Source organism: Paracoccus limosus (genome assembly GCF_009711185.1).
Classification (GTDB): Bacteria; Pseudomonadota; Alphaproteobacteria; order Rhodobacterales; family Rhodobacteraceae; genus Paracoccus; species Paracoccus limosus.
In genome coordinates this window covers 47,535-63,611 of the sequence record NZ_WMIF01000006.1, presented here as the reverse complement: position 1 = coordinate 63,611, position 16,077 = coordinate 47,535, and the positions used below count along the sequence as shown (strand labels likewise).

Here is a 16,077-nt window from a genome sequence, read left to right as displayed (position 1 = left end):
CTTATTCCGACAGAACCCAGGTATCCTTGACCCCGCCGCCCTGCGACGAGTTCACCACCAGCGAGCCGTCGCGCAGCGCCACCCGCGTCAGCCCGCCCTGCACCAGCTCGACCCGATCACCGCACAGGCAAAATGGCCGCAGATCGACATGGCGCGGCGCGATGCCTTCGTCCACGAAGGTCGGGCTGGTCGACAGCGCCAGCGTCGGCTGGGCGATGTAATTGCCGGGATTGGCCTCGATCAGCTTGCGGAAATGCTCGATTTCCTCGGTGCTGGCCTTGGGCCCGATCAGCATGCCATAGCCGCCCGAGCCATGCACCTCCTTGACCACCAGATCCTTGAGATTGGCCATGACGTATTTGTAATCCTCGTCTTTCCACAGCGTCCAGGTCTGGACGTTCTGCAGGATCGGCTCTTCGCCGAGGTAAAAGCGGATCATTTCGGGCACGAAAGTATAGACCGCCTTGTCATCGGCCACGCCCGCGCCCGGCGCCGAGGCGATGCTGACGCCGCCCGAGCGATAGACGTCCATCAGGCCCGGCACGCCCAGCATCGAATCCTTGCGGAAACACAAGGGGTCAAGGAAGGGATCGTCGATCCGGCGATAGATCACGTCCACCCGCTTTGGCCCCTGCGTGGTGCGCATATAGACAAAGCCGCCATCCACGAACAGGTCGCTGCCCTCGACCAGCTCGACGCCCATCAGGTTCGCAAGGAAGCTGTGCTCGTAATAGGCGCTGTTGAAATGGCCCGGCGTCAGGATCACCACTGTCGGCGTGCCTTCGCATTTCGCCGGCGCGACCGAGGCCAGCGTGCGGCGCAAAAGCTCGGGATATTGGTCGACGGGCTCGATGCGGTTGTTGCGAAACAGCGCCGGGAACATGCGCATCATGATTTCGCGGTTTTCCAGCATGTAGCTGACACCCGAGGGCGTGCGGCAGTTATCCTCGAGCACAAAGAATTCGTCGCGGCCGGTGCGCACGATGTCGATGCCGACGATATGGGAAAAAACCCCGCGCGGCGGCACGAAACCGACGACCGCCTTTTCATAGGCCTCGTTCTGATAGACCAGCCGGGCGGGAATACGGCCGGCGCGGATGATCTCGCCCCGTGAATAGACATCGCGCAGGAAAGCGTTCAACGCGCGGGCGCGCTGCTTGATGCCGCGTTCCAGCTTGCGCCATTCGCTTTGCAGGAAAACCCGCGGCATCATATCGAACGGGATCAGCCGGTCCGGGTCGCCGCCTTCGCCGTAAACGGCAAAGGTAATTCCGATGCGGCGGAACAGCGCCTCGGCCTCGGCCTGTTTCATCTGTCTGATCTCGGAGGGCATCGTCGCCACCCAATCCGAAAGCATGGCATAGGGCGCCCGCACCGCCGCGCCGTCCATCATTTCATTGTAATACATCTTGACCCCGGCTTCCCTCACCTCTGCCCATGATCTTCGCAATCGGGCGGGCACTGTCCACAGGGCCAACAGAAATAGCTGAAAGCAAGTTCCGATTTGACGCAAAATCAGGCAATGGCTGCCTTGTCGCCCATCAATTCCGGGCGGTGCGGAACCGGCGGGGCCGGGTTGGACAGGCAAGCGGCAGCCTGCCCGCGCGCCAGGGCATCGGGGCGATCCCGATATCGTCCACGCGCGCCCGGCGGCCGGTCACCCCGCGCAGGGTCAGCACGTCGCGGGAAAGCATCCGCGATGTCGGGGCAGCCGGTCCGGGCCGCGACCCGCGCGTCTCAGACGATGACCAGATCGTCGGCCAGCGCCCGGATATTGGTCAGCCCGTCGATGGTCAGGCTATGCGCGCCAAAGGTTAGTACGACATCGCCATCGACGACACGCGCCGCCGACAGCACCTGCGCGATGCTGCGCGTGCCGCCGCCCCAGACGGCATCGTCGATGCGGATGGCGTCGATATTGTCCTGAAAATCGGTGATCACGTCCTTGCCGTGGTTGAACAGGAACACATCCGCCCCCGCCCCGCCGATCAGCGTGTCATTGCCCAGTCCACCGGCCAGAGAGTCATTGCCGGCATTGCCCTCCAGCCGGTCCGCGCCGGCCAGCCCGATAAGCTGGTTGGCCATGGCATTTCCGACCAGCCGGTTCGACAGCGCATTCCCGGTGCCGTTCTGTGCCGTCGTGCCGATCAGGAACAGGTTTTCCAGATTGGCGCCCAGCACCATATGCCCGGCGGTCAGAAAGACACTGTCGCGCCCGGCGCCAGCCGTCTCAATGATGACGTCAAGACTATTGGTGATATAGCTGTCATTGCCCATCCCGCCGATCAGCGTGTCGCGCCCGGCCCCGCCGGCCAGCGTGTCGTCGCCGGCGATGCCGGTGATGCGATCGTCGCCCGCCCCGCCCCAGATGCGGTTATTGGCGGCATTGCCGCTCAGCACATCGTTGCCCGATCCGGCGCGCAGGTTCTCGATCACGGTGCCCTGCATGATCGAAATATTCCCGATCAACCCATAGGCATCCGAAATCCCGCCCGAGGCCAGCGTGATCCGCTGCGCCTGGCTGTCACCGCTGAGGTCCAGCGTGTCGTTGCCACCGCTGTCAAAGACCGTAAAGGCGATATTGCCACCCGCCCCGGTTTCCAGCAGTCGGGAAATCATCTCGTAATTGCCACCGGCATTGCTGTGCTCGCCATAGACCGTATCGCCCACGCGCAGGCTGGCCGCGCCATAAAGCGCCCGCATGGCCGCAATATCGGCCATCATCGGCGACATGACATAGGCATGGCTGGCGTTGACGTAGCTATTTTCGCTTTGGCTGAAATAGGACATGATCGACGCCTGCCAGCTGTCGTTTAGGTAATGATTATCGACGCCATAGGTGGCATTGCCGTCGTAATTGCCGGCATGGCCCAGCCCCAGCGCATGACCCAGTTCATGCACGAAGGTCTGATAGGAATAGCTGTCGAAATTGCCGCCATAATAGGCAATCCAAGCCGTCGAGACATTCACATAGGACTTGGTGATTTCCTCGCCAAAGGTGATCGACTGCGAATAGGCACCCGAGTCACTGTCGTCGATCACGATATGGACTTTGTCATTGGGGCCGGGATCGGTGTTGAACCGGATGCCGGTCACATCGGTCCATGCCAGCAGCGCCGCCTTGGCCAGCTTTTGTCCAGCGGCGGTCAGCCCCGACAGATCCACGTTCAGCGTGCCACCGGGGGCCACGTCAAAAGAGCGGCGACTGTAGCCGTGGCTGTTCCAATAGCCATCGGTCAGCTGCGCCGCGATCTGCGGCACGGTAAAGGCCGTCATCTTGCTGACCGCCAGCGTATAGCCGCCCGGGTTCACATTGGCATAGGAGGTGCTTTCCAGATAGTAAGCGCCCTTTTCGGTCACGTGCAGCCCCACTTGCGAATTCAGCCCCTCGCCGCTGTCATCATTGCTGGCGAGCAGGTTCCCCGCGGCATCATAGATGCCGAGCCAGGTGTCGGCCACCGGCGAAGCGCCACTGCCCTTCAACGAGATCAGATAGTCGCCGGGCTCAAGCTCGACCCTGACCCAGTCGATGTCATGCGACCCCGACAACTCGCCCGAAAAGCTTTCGCCCACGGCCAGCGTGTATTCGGTCGACGTGTCTGGCGCGGCATCGTCGCGCTCGGTCAGCGCGGGATCCGATTGCAGCGTCTGCGAGCGGAGCTGCGAAAATGCGGCATCTGCGACCATGGTTTGCACACCTTTTACCAAAGACAATCGTCAAATCTATTGAAACCCGGGGCCGGCCCGGTCGAGCAGGGCTGCGGCAAAGTCCTGTAACTGGCGACCGGGCAAAACGCGGCGGTCGATCACCGCCAATGTCCCCGGTTCACCTTGTCGCCACTGGCCGTCATCCTCAAGATCAAGGCGCGCCACCAGCGCCGATGGATCGGGCGCCTCGGCCCAAAGCACCAGACGCAGCGGCGCATCCTCAGCCAGACTGTGCCCTCGCCGCAACAGCTCGGCCCGCAGCGCAGCGCAAAGCGGCTCGGCCACGGCACCGCCACGGCATTCCAGCCGGACCGGGTGCGAGGTCGCGGCGCCCGCTTCGCCCGCAGCAAGGGCCGACAGCAGGCCGGCGACAGTCAGGATCATGCGCATGGCATCGCCTCATCCACAGGCTGCATCAAGCAGGATTGCACCATTCCCGCGACCCCCGGCAAGCTGTTCAAACAGACAGGTCCGCGCGGGACCGAAGTAAATTTATGAAAAGGCGAATGATTTGCGCTCTCCCCGGATCGCGTAAAAGCGGGCACGCTTACGGAAACGTAACGGTTCCGCGCTAGGAACGACCTCAAGGGATCCAAGGACCGGGAAAACAAGATGCAACTGACCCTGCTGGCCAAAGATGACGGCGTGACCATCCGGGTCGATGAAAGGCGACTGGATGCCGCCGTCGCCACCGCGTTCAAGGATCGCGTGCGCAATCTGGTCGCCCATGCCGGCACCCGGGTGACGCTGGACCTCAGCGCGGTGGATTTCATGGACAGCTCGGGTCTGGGCGCGATCATCGCGATCTACAAGGCCATGCCCAAGGGGCGCAGCCTTGAACTGACCGGGCTGTCCAGCAATGTCGCGCGGGTGTTCCGGCTGACCCGGATGGACACGGTGCTGACCATCCGCCCGCAACCGCCGACGGATGGCGCGCAACTGGGTGAGGCCTCGCCATGACCCTGCCGCCTGAATCCCGGCCACCAGACCCCCGCCCCCCCGACGCGCTGTCTGCCGAAACCCTGCCCCATCAGCCCTTGCCGGTCGAGCAGTTGCGCCGCCGGCTGCGTCTGGCGCCGCACAATCGCCAGCCGATGCTGCATCGGATCTTTCGCGCCGATCCTTCGACAGTGCGCGATGCGCTGCTGTATCTGCGCGAGCGGTTTGACGGCAGCGCCGGCACCGAGGTGCTGTCGCGGCTGGAACTGGCCCTGGCCGAGGTGCTGAACAACATCTGCGAACATGGTGGCACGCCACAGCCAGACCCGTTGCACCGCCCGCATTCGCCCTTGGTACATCTTTTCGTGGTGCGTCATGTCGGCGGCATCGCCTGCGCGGTGACGGATGACGGCCGCCCCCTGCCCGTCGAATGCCTCGACCCGCGCAACCTGCCCCATATCACCGACGAGGCCGAAGGGATCGACCACGACATCCTGCTGCTGCCCGAAGGCGGGTTCGGCTGGTATCTGATTCAGGATCTGACCGCCTCGCTGAGCTATTTCCGCGAAGGCCGGCGCAATTTCCTGGTCTTCATCGTCCCCGTTGACAAGGCCGAGGCGATGCCCGGAAATCTGCCGTTCTAGCTGCCCCGGCCGCCCTGCCCGGTGATCCCGCGCCAGAACCGGCCGCGCGGCCCGGCTTCAGTTCAGCGCGAATTGCAGGGGATAGCGGCCATCCTCGAACTCGCCGAACATCTCATCGACCTCGGGATGTTCCAGCGGCTCGCCCGAACTGTCGGGCACCAGATTCTGCTCCGAGACATAGGCCACGTAATAGGTCGCCTCGGTCTCGGCATAAAGGTGATAGAACGGCTGGTTGCGCGACGGGCGCGCCTCTTCGGGAATGGATTCATACCATTCCTCGGTATTGGCGAATTCCGGATCCACGTCGAAAACCACGCCCCGGAACGGATGTTCGCGGTGCCGGACGAGCTGGCCCAGACAGTATTTTGCGGTTTTGGCGGGAATCCGCATCGTTTGCTTCCTGTTTCGCCGCGCTCTTATCGCGGCGCGGCTTCGCTGTCCACCTTTCGGGCAAATCCTCTGCGCCGGCGGCCAGATCCTGCCGCCGTTTCGCGCAGCCCGGCCCGATCCGGCTATTGCGCCGGCAGCCCTTCGCCCTGTTCCAGCCGCACAGTCGACAGCGCCATCTTGGCCGAGCCCTGATTCACCTGCGCGCTATAGGCCAGATAGATCAGCACCTGATTTGCCTCGTCATAGATCCGCCGCACCCGCAGCGTCTTGAAAATCAGCGAACGCGAGGCGCTGAACACATCCTCGCCCTTTGGCCCGCGCTTGATGTCGCCGATGGCGATGGCCCCGGTGCGCGTGCATTGGATGGCCGAATTCGACGGATCCTCGAACCAGTTGCCCTGCTGCAGCCTATCCAGCATCGAGCGGTCGAAATAGGCCAGATGACAGGTCACGCCCTGCACCTTGGGATCGGCGATCGCCTCGACCAGAATATCGTTGCCGACCCAGTCGACGCCGACCTTGCCCACGACATCCGCCGCCGCCGGACCGGCCAGCAGCATCAGCGTCAGAATTGTCCGTTTCATCGCATTCTCCAGTTGCTGATCCCCGCGCACCGCAAGGATGCGTCGGACCGGCGGCCGCGGCAAGCGCCGCTCAGACCGGCACGGGTGCGTGCTCAATCTCTTGGCGCCCGGTGTCGGTGACCACGGCCATACCCGCCTCGTCAAAGACGACCACGCTCAGCGGCCCGCCATAGGCAGCGCCGGTGTCCAGCGCCAGACGATTGCCGAAATGCGTCACCCGTTCGACGACGGTATGGCCATGCACCACCAGCACGCCGTGATCGGTGGCATCGTCCAGAAACCCCTGCCGGATCCACAGCAGGTCATGTTCGGTCTGCTCCTCCAGCGGCACGCCCGGCCGGATGCCGGCATGCACGATCAGCGCCTGCGGAATGCGCTGCCACAGCGGCAGGCCGTCGATCCAGCGCAGATGCGCCTCGGGCACCTTGGCCAGAACCTCGCCATGCAGCTCGGCATGGCTGCGCTCGCCGCGCTCGATCCCATACGAGGCCAGCGTCGGCGCCGCGCCCAGATTGACATGGTCCAGCCAGTGCTTGCCCGAGGCCAGCCCCGGATCGCGCCATTCCGGCTGATAGGCAAAGCGGGTCAGAAAGCGGTCGTGGTTGCCCTTGAGCACCGTCCACGGCTGCCCTTCGGCCTGCCCCCGCATCAGATAATCCACCACGCCGCGCGAATCGGGGCCACGGTCGATCAGGTCGCCGACATGGATCAGCTGGCCATCGCCGCCATGGGCCGCGTCATCGCGGGCCACCCGCTCATGCGCCGCCTTCAACAGTTCCAACTGGCCGTGAATGTCACCGATCACATAGCTGCGCATGCTTGCTCCAATAAGAAAGACCCCCGAGAGGTTATCTCGGGGGCCGGGCAATGGAAACCGTCAGACCTCGAAGTTGATCGGCCGGACCTGCAGGAATTTTCCGGTCGCCTGCAGGGCATCGATCACCTCGGGCTTCAGTTCCTCGTCCAGATACAGGATGGCGATGGCGTCATCGCCGCTCTTGGTGCGACCCAGGGTAAAGTTGGCGATGTTCACCCCCAGATCCCCCAGCGTCGAGCCAAGGGCGCCGATCACGCCGGGCACGTCCTTGTTGCGGGTATACAGCATATGCGCGCCGATCTCGGCATCGACGTTGATGCCCCGGATCTGGATGAAACGCGGCTTGCCATCGCTGAAGACCGTGCCGGCGATCGAACGCTCGCGCTCGTCGGTGACCATGGTCACCTTGATATAGCCGTCAAAGACACCGGTCTTGGCCTGGGTCGTGGTCTGGATCTGCATGCCGCGCTCGGCCGCCATGACCGGGGCCGAGACCATGTTGACCTCGGGGTTCGCGGCCTTCATCACGCCCGCGATCACGGCAGCGTTCAACGCCTTCAGGTTCATCTCGGCGACGGTGCCGTCATAAAGCACGTTGATCGCCTTGATCGGCTCGTCGGTCATCTGGCCGATGAAGGTGCCCAGATGCCCGGCCAGCTTCAGCCACGGCCCCATGGTCGCGGCCTCTTCGGCGGTGACCGAGGGCATGTTCAGCGCGTTCTGCACCGCGCCGGTCAGCAGGTAATCCGACATCTGCTCGGCAACCTGCAGCGCGACATTCTCCTGCGCCTCGGTGGTCGAAGCGCCCAGATGCGGCGTCACCACGACGTTCGGCAGACCGAACAGCGGGCTTTCGGTCGCGGGCTCTACCGCAAACACGTCCAAAGCAGCACCGGCGACATGGCCCGATTTCAGCAACTCGGCCAGCGCCTCCTCGTCAATCAGGCCACCGCGCGCGGCGTTGACGATGCGCACGCCCTTCTTGGTCTTCAGCAGGTTTTCGCGCGACAGGATGTTCTTGGTCTTCTCGGTCAGCGGCACATGCAGGGTGATGAAGTCGGCCTTGGCCAGCAGCTCGTCCAGCTCGACCTTTTTCACGCCCAGTTCCTTGGCCCGCTCTTCCGACAGGAAGGGGTCATAGGCCAGCACCTTCATCTTCAGCCCCAGCGCACGGTCGATCACGATCGAGCCGATATTGCCCGCACCGATGATGCCCAGCGTCTTGTTGAAGACCTCGACGCCCATGAAACGGTTCTTTTCCCACTTGCCCTCATGGGTCGAGACGCTCGCCTCGGGCAGTTGACGCGCCACGGCAAACATCAGCGCAATCGCGTGCTCGGCGGTGGTGACCGAGTTGCCGAAGGGCGTGTTCATCACGATCACGCCCTTTTTCGAGGCGGCCGGGATCTCGACGTTGTCGACGCCGATACCAGCGCGGCCGATCACCTTCAGATTGGTTGCCGCTTCCAGCAGCTTGGCGGTCACCTTGGTCGCCGAGCGGATCGCCAGACCGTCATACTGACCGATCACCTCGGCCAGCTTTTCCTTGTCCTTGCCGAGATCCGGCAGGTAATCCACCTCGACGCCGCGATCGCGGAAGATCTGGACGGCGGTTTCCGAAAGCTTGTCCGAAACAAGAACCTTGGGCATCTTCTTCATCCTTTTGGACATGAGGCATCCGGGGGCAGCACGACCCTCACGCAATGCTTCTTTCGTGTTTAAATATCCCGGGGGGTGCGGGGGCAGAGCCCCCGCCCTTTTTCAGACCGTCTCGGCCTGCGCCGCGAGCTCGGTCTCGAACGCATGTTCGATCCACGGCATCAGCGCCGCCACATCCGAGGTCTCGACCGTCGAGCCGCACCAGATGCGCAGACCGGCCGGCGCATCGCGATAGGCCCCGGCGTCCAGCGCCACGCCCTCTTTCTCCAGCCGCTTGGCGACGGCCTTGGCGAATGCGGCACCGTCCTTGATGCGCGGATCGGTGAACTTCAGGCAAACCGAGGTGGTCGAGGCCGTGGCCGGATCTTCGGCCAGGTTCGCGATCCAATCCTTATCGGCGATGAAATCGGCGATGGCCTTGGCATTGGCCTCGGTCCGGGCGATCAGCGCCTTGCGGCCACCCAAAGCCTGCGCCCATTTCAGCGCAACCAGATAATCCTCGACACACAGCATCGAGGGCGTGTTGATCGTCTCGCCCTTGAAGATGCCCTCGATCAGCTTGCCGCCCTTGGTCATGCGAAAGATCTTCGGCATCGGCCAAGCGGGGGTATAGCTTTCCAGCCGCTCGACGGCGCGGGGCGACAGGATCAGGATGCCATGCGCACCCTCGCCGCCCAGCACCTTCTGCCAGCTGAAGGTCACCACATCCAGCTTGTCAAAGGGCAGCTCCATCGCGAATGCGGCCGAGGTCGCGTCGCAGATGGTCAGCCCGGCGCGGTCGGCCGGAATGGCATCGCCATTGGGAACCCGCACGCCCGAGGTGGTGCCGTTCCAGGTGAACACCACGTCATTGTCGAAATCGACTTCGGCGAAATCCACGATCTGACCATAAGGCGCCTTGCGGGTCACGGCGTCGATCTTCAGCTGCTTCACCACATCGGTGACCCAGCCTTCGCCAAAGCTTTCCCAGGCCAGCATCTCGACCTTGCGCGGGCCAAGCAGCGACCACAGCGCCATTTCGACGGCGCCGGTATCCGAGGCAGGAACGATACCGATGCGGTAATCGGCCGGAACGTCCAGAACCGCGCGGGTCAGGTCGATGGCTTCGGCAAGTTTCGCCTTGCCCACGGCGGCACGATGCGAGCGGCCCAGCGGCGCGTCAGCAAGCATGTCCAGCGAAAATTGGGGGATCTTGGCACAGGGGCCAGAAGAGAAGCGCGGATTGACCGGGCGCGCAGCCGGAGCAGTCATGCTCATTTTGTGTAGCCTTCCAGCTAGATAGCGCCGCGTTGGGGCGGCGTGTCCCGGGAATGCATCTACGACGCGTCACAGATTCCCGCAAGAGAAATTTTCAAGGCATGTTTGCGACATTCTGGCAGCACCATTCCGCGCAATTGATCCCGGCCTGCGCTTTAGCTAGTGCTGCCGCGACCAAAGCCGCCCGGAGGCCCCATGTTCACCGTCACGATCCTTGCCGCCCCCGCGCGCGCCGACCTCAGCCAGTCCCGCCTCGAAACCCTGCGCCAGCGCTGGAATGCTGGCCACATCATCTGGCTGAACCCCGGCATTGCCGCCGAATTTCCGCTGGATGCGGTGCCGGGCGATTTCTGGGACGTCTGGCAGGACTTGCAGGATCAGGGCCTCGACCTCGCGATCCAGCCGACGCTGGGCCGGCGCAAGGCGGTGCTGCTGGCCGATATGGATTCGACCATGATCCAGCAGGAATGCATCGACGAGCTGGCCGATTTCGCCGGCGTCGGCGCCCGCGTCTCGGCGATCACCGCCCGCGCCATGAACGGCGAGCTGAATTTCCACGAGGCGCTGGTCGCCCGCGTCGGCCTGCTGGCGGGCCTGTCGGAATCGGTGGTGGGCGAAGTGCTGGACAGCCGCATCACGCTGGCCCCCGGCGGCAAGACGCTGGTGGCGACCATGCGCGCCCAAGGCGCCTATACGGCGCTGGTCTCGGGCGGGTTTACCGTCTTTACCGGTCCGGTGGCTGCCGCTTTGGGCTTTGACGAGCATCGCGCCAACACGCTTCTGGCCGATGACGGCGTGCTGACCGGCCATGTCGCCCTGCCGGTGCTTGGTCGCGAGGCCAAGATCGAGGCGCTGCAGGAAATCACCCTCGACCGCAGCCTGACGCCCGGCGACGCAATCGCGGTGGGCGATGGCGCCAATGACCTTGGCATGCTGCAACTGGCCGGCACCGGGGTGGCGCTGCATGCCAAACCCGCCGTCGCGGCGCAGGTCGATCTGCGAATCAACCACGGCGACCTGACCGCGCTGCTGTATCTGCAAGGCTACGGCGCCGACGAATTCGTCGAATAACCCTGTGACGCGGCCCGCGGCCTGCGTTCACGAACTTGCGAAGATGACCGTTCAATGACAGAAGCATCTGCATGAAGCTGCGCATGAAAGCCCTTTCCGTGCATCTCTTGACCGCCACCGGCGCGGTCCTGTCGATGCTTGCCCTGCTCGCCGCTGCCAATGCGCAATGGTCGAACATGTTCCTTTGGCTGGTCATCGCGCTGATCGTCGATGGCGTCGACGGGCCTTTGGCGCGCCGCTATCAGGTCAAGCTCAACTGGCCGACATATGATGGCGTGTTGATGGACCTGATCATCGATTACCTGACCTATGTGTTCATCCCGGCCTATGCGCTCTTCATGTCGGGGCTGCTGCCGGGCTGGACCGGCTGGATCGCGATCATTGCCATCACCTATGGCAGCGTAATCTATTTCGCCGACACGCGCATGAAAACCAAGGACAATTCCTTTGCGGGCTTTCCGGCCTGCTGGAACATGGTCGTGCTGGTGCTCTTCGCGCTCAAGCCGAATTTCTGGATCATCCTGCTGATCGTCGTGGCGCTGGCCGCGACCATGTTCAGCAATGTGAAATTCATCCATCCTGTCCGGACCGAGCGCTGGCGCTGGATCTCGCTGCCTGTTTGCGCCGCCTGGGTTGCCTTCGCGGTCTGGGCGGTGATGGACGATTTCCACGCCGACAGCGTGGCGCGCTGGGGTCTGCTGCTGACCTCGCTCTGGCTGATGTTCGCGGGCCTTGCCCAGCAACTGACCGAAAGGCGCGGCTAAGACACGGCCTTGCGCCGGCCCGCCGCGCCCCGCAATCTGCCCCGACCCTGCCTGCGGAGAGCCCGATGCCCCAGACCTTTCTCAAGGCCGCGCTGGTTGCGCTGATCGCGGGCCCGGCGCTGGCCGCACCCGACAACATCACGCTGGGCATGGCGCTGGAACCGCCGGTGCTGGACCCGACCAGCTCAGCCGCCGCCGCCGTCGATGAGGTGGTCTATGGCAATATCTTCGAAGGGCTGACCCGGATCGCACCCGATGGCCGCGTGCAACCCGGCCTCGCCAGCAGCTGGGACAGCAGCGACGCGCAGACCCATGTGTTTCACCTGCGCCCCGGCGTCACCTTCCAGGACGGCAGCGCCTTCGATGCGCAGGACGTGATCTTTTCGCTGGACCGCGCCCGCGCGGCCGACAGCACCAATGCACAAAAGGGCCTGTTCGAAGGCATTACCTCGGTCGAGGCCATCGACCCGCTGACCGTGCGCATCACGCTGAAGGCTCCCGACAGCGGCCTGCCTTTCAAGCTGGCATGGGGCGATGCAGTCATGGTCGATCAGGCCAATATTCCGCAGATCGCCACCCATCCGATTGGCACCGGCCCCTATACCTTGGGCGAATGGCGGCAGGGCGATCATATCCGTCTGGACGCCTGGGACGGCTATTGGGGCGCGAAACCGGCCCTACACAGCGCCACCTTTCGCTTCATCCCCGACCCCAGCGCCGCCTTTGCCGCGATGATGGCCGGCGACGTCGATGCCTTTCCGATCTATCCCGCGCCCGAAACCCTGCCCCAGTTGCAGGCCGATCCCCGCTTCAAGGTGCTGATCGGCACCACCGAGGGCGAGACGATTCTGGCCATGAACCACAAGAACCCGGCGCTGGCCGACAAGCGTGTACGCGAGGCGATTGCCCATGCCATCGACCGTCACGAGCTGATCGACGGCGCCATGTTCGGCTATGGTACCCCCATCGGCACGCATTTCGCGCCGCACAATCCCGATTACGTCGATCTGACCGCGCTCTCGGCCCATGATCCCGAGCGCGCCAAGGCACTTCTGGCCGAGGCCGGCGCGACGGACCTGACCCTGCGGCTGGCCCTGCCGCCACCCTCTTATGCCCGCCGCGGCGGCGAGATCATCGCAGCCGAGCTGCGCGCCGTCGGCATCCAGACCCGGATTACGAATATGGAATGGGCGCAATGGCTTGAGCAGGTTTTCAAGAATTCGGATTACGACCTGACCGTCATCAGCCATGTCGAACCGATGGACATCGGCATCTATGCCCGCAAGCCCTATTACTTCAATTACGACAACCCGGCCTTTGACGATACCATGGCCCGGCAGGATGCCACCACCGATCCGGCAGGTCGCTCGGCCCTGCTGAAACAGGCGCAACAGATTCTGGCCGGCGACTACGCCAATGCCTTCCTGTTCCAGCTGCCGAAAACCGGCGTCGCCAAGGCCCCGATCCAGGGCCTGTGGGAGAACGCGCCGATGCCGGCCAATATCCTGTCCGATCTGCGCTGGAGCGACTAGCTCTTCACCATTTCACAAATACCCATGCAAGGCTGCAACAAGCACCTGCGGTTCAGTTCTTCAGCACGATGCAGCGGCCACCGAAACTGCGCAGCCGGGTGCAGAACGCAAAAGCCTCGCCGCGCGAGCTGTAGCCGATCTGCGCAGTAAAGACCTTGCGCGGCCCGCCCGCGACCTTGCGCCGCACATAGCTGACCCGCTTGCCGCCCAGAATCGGCCGCAGCACCGTATTCAGCCGTGAGACCTGACTGTTCACCCCCGATTGCGTCGCATGGGTGGCAACGATCACGCCCCATGGCCAGGCATGTTCGGGTGTCTGGAACTCGCGCAGCTTGCGCCGCCCCGCCAGATCGACGCAGGCAGCCAGAAACGGGCGCTCCTTGTCCAGCCGCAGGTCCGGGGCGCGCACCGATTTGTCGCGCCAGTTCGATGCCGTCATCCCGGTGATGGCCTGCACGTAATCCTGCGTTTCCCAAGGCAGGCTGCCGCCCTCGGCCAGGTAGCGGGCGGCGCGGTTCTCGCCGCCGTTATAGGCCACGGCGGCCATGCCGACATTGCCGAACCCGTCCGAGAGCTTGCGCAGATAGCGCGCCGAGGCGGCAATCGCCTTGGCCGGGTTGAACGGATCGTCAAGGCCGACCAGATCGGCGGTTCCGGGCATGAATTGCGCAATGCCCATGGCCCCGACCGGGCTGACGGCATTGGCCTCGAACAGGCTTTCCTTCCACAGCAGGCGGGCAAAGAAATGCGGGTCCAGCCCGTTGCGGTCGGCCGAGCGTTCGATGGCCTGACAGACGTCGGGCACGTAATTCGCCAGCGAGATGCAGCTGACGCCGTCATCGGTGCAGCGGCTGCGTGTCGTGGGGCGCGGCGCCGGCTTGCCCTGCACCGCGTCCAGCGCCTCATAGGCCGGCACCGGCGCCGGTAGGGGCACCAGCAGGGTCAACAGGGCAAGAATCAGAAAGCGCATGACGGGGCCTCGGGGCGGAAACGGCACGGTTCGCCGTTTGCCGATAGCAAGATCGCCCCGCGATGGGAACCGCCTGACGGCGGCTTTCCGATCAGGAGACCGCCTCGTCATCGTCATCCGCAGGGGCATTGACCAGTTTCCGGCCATTTTGCCCCGCCTTGACCTGCCGCTCTTTGCCGGGCCGCTCCTTGGCGGGCTTGTCCTTGGCAGGCTTGTCCTTGGCAGGCTTGTCCTTGCCGGCCTTGGCACCGGCCGGGCCGGCAGACCCTGGCTTGCCCAGTTTCTCCAGCTTCTTGCCGCGCGCCTTGTCGCGGGTCTTGGCCAGTTCAGCAGCGCCGGCCTGCCGCGCGGCCTTGGCGGCCTTTTTCTCGGCCCGCTCGGCCTCTTTTGCCTGCTTGCGTTCGGCGCGCTCGGCCTGCTTGCGGGCCTTTTCCTCGGCCTTTGCAGCCTGGGCGGCCTGCCGGGCCTGCGCCTTGTCGGCCGGCGCGGCGGCGGCCGGGGCAGTCTCTGCGCCCGGCTGGCGCTGGCGCTTTTCGGCGACGGCACGGCGGACGGCCTGTCCCAGCGCCTTTTGCGTCGCGGGATCGGCGGCCTCGGCCTTCATCCGGCGCAGCTCGCGCAGCAGGGCGGCCAAGGGCGCGTCCTCAAGCTGACGCAGGGCTTCGGGCCGGGTCTGGGCCTTGACCGCGTCAAGGCCGGGTGCTGCTGCCGCGCCAGAGGTCTGCTCGACCATCGTCAACTCCTGTAGGTGCTGGTTTTGCGGCAGAGATTGCCACGCCGTCCGCACCGACGCCATATGAAACCGCCCCGGACCACAAGGGACCGGGGCGGGATCATGGCATAGTCAGCGGCAGGTTATTGCGCCGAGGCGACCGCGTCGGGCGCAACCGAGGTCATGTAGCCATCGGGCGTTTCGACCAGCGGGCCTTCCAGCGCGATGCTTTCGCTTTGCGTACGGACGCGGACCGGGGTGCCCATCGGGATCTGGTCGAACAGATCCATGATGTCCTGGTTGAACAGCCGGATGCAGCCGGCCGAGGTCGCCTTGCCGATCGAGGACGGGTCCATGGTGCCATGGATGCGATACATCGTGTCGCGGCTGCCTTGGTAAAGATACAGCGCGCGCGACCCCAGTGGGTTGTTGATGCCACCGCCCAGACCGTTTTTCAGCGGGCCGTAAAGCTCGGGCTGGGTGCGCACCATATTGGCGGTGGGCGTCCAGCTGGGCCATGCCTGCTTGCGCCGGATGGTGGCATTACCTTGGAAAGTCTTGCCGGCCTTGCCGACGGCGACGCCGAAGCGTTCGGCCTGACCGCCCTCTTTCACCAGATAGAGAAAGCGCGCATAGGGATCGACGACGATGGTGCCGGGCGCTTCCGTGCCATTATAGGCCACGGTCTGGCGGGTGTTGCGATCGGTCAGATAGGCTTTGCGGACCGCCTGAATCTCGATCGGTTCGCCGTTCGGCCCGCTATCGGTCCGCGCGCCATAGGGGCCGGAGCCGACCGAGGACACCGCAGGCGTTTGCGGAGGGGTCTGGGCACAAGCGGCAAGGCCCAGGCCAACCGCCAGCATCAGCGAAACAAGTCGCATGGGTTCATCCTTCAGTAACGCGGCCAGCGCGAGGCATGGCCGTGGCAACAGTTCTTTCGGGAGATCGCGGCGGGTGCCGAGCAGAGGCGGCCACGATTCGGATGCCTACAACAGTCCTGCGCAAGGCCAAAGGGTCAAGGACAACCCTT

The 16,077-nt window shown here is 64.3% G+C and carries 16 protein-coding genes; 5 read left to right on the top strand and 11 right to left on the bottom strand.

Annotation, left to right across the window (positions count from 1 at the left end):
• Position 1 precedes the first annotated feature (1 nt).
• From GL279_RS06200 to GL279_RS06190, 3 genes are all read right to left on the bottom strand, one after another.
• Entirely contained in the window at positions 2-1,408 is a 1,407-nt protein-coding gene (locus GL279_RS06200; protein WP_155063751.1) for a circularly permuted type 2 ATP-grasp protein, read from the bottom strand.
• Between the two features lie 329 nt (positions 1,409-1,737).
• Positions 1,738-3,687 carry a M10 family metallopeptidase gene (locus tag GL279_RS06195; protein ID WP_155063750.1) on the bottom strand — a complete coding sequence of 650 codons (1,950 nt, stop codon included), beginning with the start codon at positions 3,685-3,687 and terminating at the stop codon, positions 1,738-1,740.
• A 36-nt stretch (positions 3,688-3,723) separates the two neighbouring features.
• On the bottom strand, positions 3,724-4,098 hold the full coding sequence (locus tag GL279_RS06190) for a hypothetical protein (protein WP_155063749.1): 375 nt from the start codon (positions 4,096-4,098) through the stop codon (positions 3,724-3,726).
• 222 nt (positions 4,099-4,320) lie between these two features.
• Between GL279_RS06190 and GL279_RS06185 the strand changes: the two genes are divergently transcribed.
• Both GL279_RS06185 and GL279_RS06180 read left to right on the top strand, forming a co-directional pair.
• Complete coding sequence (locus GL279_RS06185) at positions 4,321-4,668, top strand: STAS domain-containing protein (RefSeq protein ID WP_155063748.1); 348 nt, start codon at positions 4,321-4,323, stop codon at positions 4,666-4,668.
• On the top strand, positions 4,665-5,291 hold the full coding sequence (locus GL279_RS06180) for an ATP-binding protein (RefSeq protein WP_155063747.1): 627 nt from the start codon (positions 4,665-4,667) through the stop codon (positions 5,289-5,291). The genes GL279_RS06185 and GL279_RS06180 overlap by 4 nt, the downstream gene beginning before the upstream one ends.
• A gap of 57 nt (positions 5,292-5,348) precedes the next feature.
• On the opposite strand, the gene hspQ is transcribed toward GL279_RS06180, so the two are convergent.
• The 5 genes from hspQ to GL279_RS06155 form a co-directional block, all read right to left on the bottom strand.
• Positions 5,349-5,681 (bottom strand): heat shock protein HspQ, encoded by a 333-nt coding sequence (gene hspQ / locus GL279_RS06175; RefSeq protein WP_155063746.1) that lies wholly within the window; start codon positions 5,679-5,681, stop codon positions 5,349-5,351.
• 122 nt (positions 5,682-5,803) lie between these two features.
• Complete coding sequence (locus GL279_RS06170) at positions 5,804-6,265, bottom strand: CreA family protein (RefSeq protein WP_155063745.1); 462 nt, start codon at positions 6,263-6,265, stop codon at positions 5,804-5,806.
• A 70-nt stretch (positions 6,266-6,335) separates the two neighbouring features.
• On the bottom strand, positions 6,336-7,082 hold the full coding sequence (locus GL279_RS06165; protein ID WP_155063744.1) for a metallophosphoesterase family protein: 747 nt from the start codon (positions 7,080-7,082) through the stop codon (positions 6,336-6,338).
• 60 nt (positions 7,083-7,142) lie between these two features.
• Positions 7,143-8,732, bottom strand: a complete 1,590-nt coding sequence (gene serA / locus GL279_RS06160) for a phosphoglycerate dehydrogenase (RefSeq protein WP_155063743.1) — start codon at positions 8,730-8,732, stop codon at positions 7,143-7,145.
• A 111-nt stretch (positions 8,733-8,843) separates the two neighbouring features.
• Complete coding sequence (locus GL279_RS06155; protein ID WP_155063742.1) at positions 8,844-9,998, bottom strand: phosphoserine transaminase; 1,155 nt, start codon at positions 9,996-9,998, stop codon at positions 8,844-8,846.
• A 195-nt stretch (positions 9,999-10,193) separates the two neighbouring features.
• Between GL279_RS06155 and serB the strand changes: the two genes are divergently transcribed.
• From serB to GL279_RS06140, 3 genes are all read left to right on the top strand, one after another.
• Positions 10,194-11,069, top strand: coding sequence for a phosphoserine phosphatase SerB (gene serB, locus GL279_RS06150; RefSeq protein ID WP_155063741.1), 876 nt, complete (start codon positions 10,194-10,196; stop codon positions 11,067-11,069).
• A gap of 71 nt (positions 11,070-11,140) precedes the next feature.
• A complete protein-coding gene (locus GL279_RS06145) occupies positions 11,141-11,833 on the top strand; it encodes a CDP-alcohol phosphatidyltransferase family protein (protein ID WP_155063740.1) in 693 nt (230 codons plus the stop codon).
• A gap of 65 nt (positions 11,834-11,898) precedes the next feature.
• Positions 11,899-13,365 carry an ABC transporter substrate-binding protein gene (locus GL279_RS06140; protein ID WP_155063739.1) on the top strand — a complete coding sequence of 489 codons (1,467 nt, stop codon included), beginning with the start codon at positions 11,899-11,901 and terminating at the stop codon, positions 13,363-13,365.
• Positions 13,366-13,417: 52 nt separating this feature from the next.
• Here the strand turns inward: GL279_RS06140 and GL279_RS06135 are convergent, their stop codons facing one another.
• From GL279_RS06135 to GL279_RS06125, 3 genes are all read right to left on the bottom strand, one after another.
• The gene (locus GL279_RS06135) at positions 13,418-14,335 is read right to left on the bottom strand and encodes a lytic transglycosylase domain-containing protein (RefSeq protein ID WP_155063738.1); all 918 of its coding nucleotides are present in this window, start codon (positions 14,333-14,335) and stop codon (positions 13,418-13,420) included.
• Between the two features lie 91 nt (positions 14,336-14,426).
• On the bottom strand, positions 14,427-15,068 hold the full coding sequence (locus GL279_RS06130) for a hypothetical protein (RefSeq protein WP_155063737.1): 642 nt from the start codon (positions 15,066-15,068) through the stop codon (positions 14,427-14,429).
• Positions 15,069-15,190: 122 nt separating this feature from the next.
• Positions 15,191-15,928 (bottom strand): L,D-transpeptidase, encoded by a 738-nt coding sequence (locus tag GL279_RS06125; RefSeq protein ID WP_211371265.1) that lies wholly within the window; start codon positions 15,926-15,928, stop codon positions 15,191-15,193.
• Positions 15,929-16,077: the final 149 nt, after the last annotated feature.

Coding starts and splice junctions, on each gene's coding strand:
- GL279_RS06140 (WP_155063739.1), top strand. CDS start 11,899: ATGCCCCAGACCTTTCTCAAGGCCGCGCTGGTTGCGCTGATCGCGGGC.
- serA (WP_155063743.1), bottom strand. CDS start 8,732: ATGCCCAAGGTTCTTGTTTCGGACAAGCTTTCGGAAACCGCCGTCCAG.
- serB (WP_155063741.1), top strand. CDS start 10,194: ATGTTCACCGTCACGATCCTTGCCGCCCCCGCGCGCGCCGACCTCAGC.
- GL279_RS06165 (WP_155063744.1), bottom strand. CDS start 7,082: ATGCGCAGCTATGTGATCGGTGACATTCACGGCCAGTTGGAACTGTTG.
- GL279_RS06185 (WP_155063748.1), top strand. CDS start 4,321: ATGCAACTGACCCTGCTGGCCAAAGATGACGGCGTGACCATCCGGGTC.
- GL279_RS06125 (WP_211371265.1), bottom strand. CDS start 15,928: ATGCGACTTGTTTCGCTGATGCTGGCGGTTGGCCTGGGCCTTGCCGCT.
- GL279_RS06170 (WP_155063745.1), bottom strand. CDS start 6,265: ATGAAACGGACAATTCTGACGCTGATGCTGCTGGCCGGTCCGGCGGCG.
- GL279_RS06145 (WP_155063740.1), top strand. CDS start 11,141: ATGAAGCTGCGCATGAAAGCCCTTTCCGTGCATCTCTTGACCGCCACC.
- GL279_RS06200 (WP_155063751.1), bottom strand. CDS start 1,408: ATGTATTACAATGAAATGATGGACGGCGCGGCGGTGCGGGCGCCCTAT.
- GL279_RS06130 (WP_155063737.1), bottom strand. CDS start 15,068: ATGGTCGAGCAGACCTCTGGCGCGGCAGCAGCACCCGGCCTTGACGCG.
- hspQ (WP_155063746.1), bottom strand. CDS start 5,681: ATGCGGATTCCCGCCAAAACCGCAAAATACTGTCTGGGCCAGCTCGTC.
- GL279_RS06155 (WP_155063742.1), bottom strand. CDS start 9,998: ATGAGCATGACTGCTCCGGCTGCGCGCCCGGTCAATCCGCGCTTCTCT.
- GL279_RS06180 (WP_155063747.1), top strand. CDS start 4,665: ATGACCCTGCCGCCTGAATCCCGGCCACCAGACCCCCGCCCCCCCGAC.
- GL279_RS06190 (WP_155063749.1), bottom strand. CDS start 4,098: ATGCGCATGATCCTGACTGTCGCCGGCCTGCTGTCGGCCCTTGCTGCG.
- GL279_RS06135 (WP_155063738.1), bottom strand. CDS start 14,335: ATGCGCTTTCTGATTCTTGCCCTGTTGACCCTGCTGGTGCCCCTACCG.
- GL279_RS06195 (WP_155063750.1), bottom strand. CDS start 3,687: ATGGTCGCAGATGCCGCATTTTCGCAGCTCCGCTCGCAGACGCTGCAA.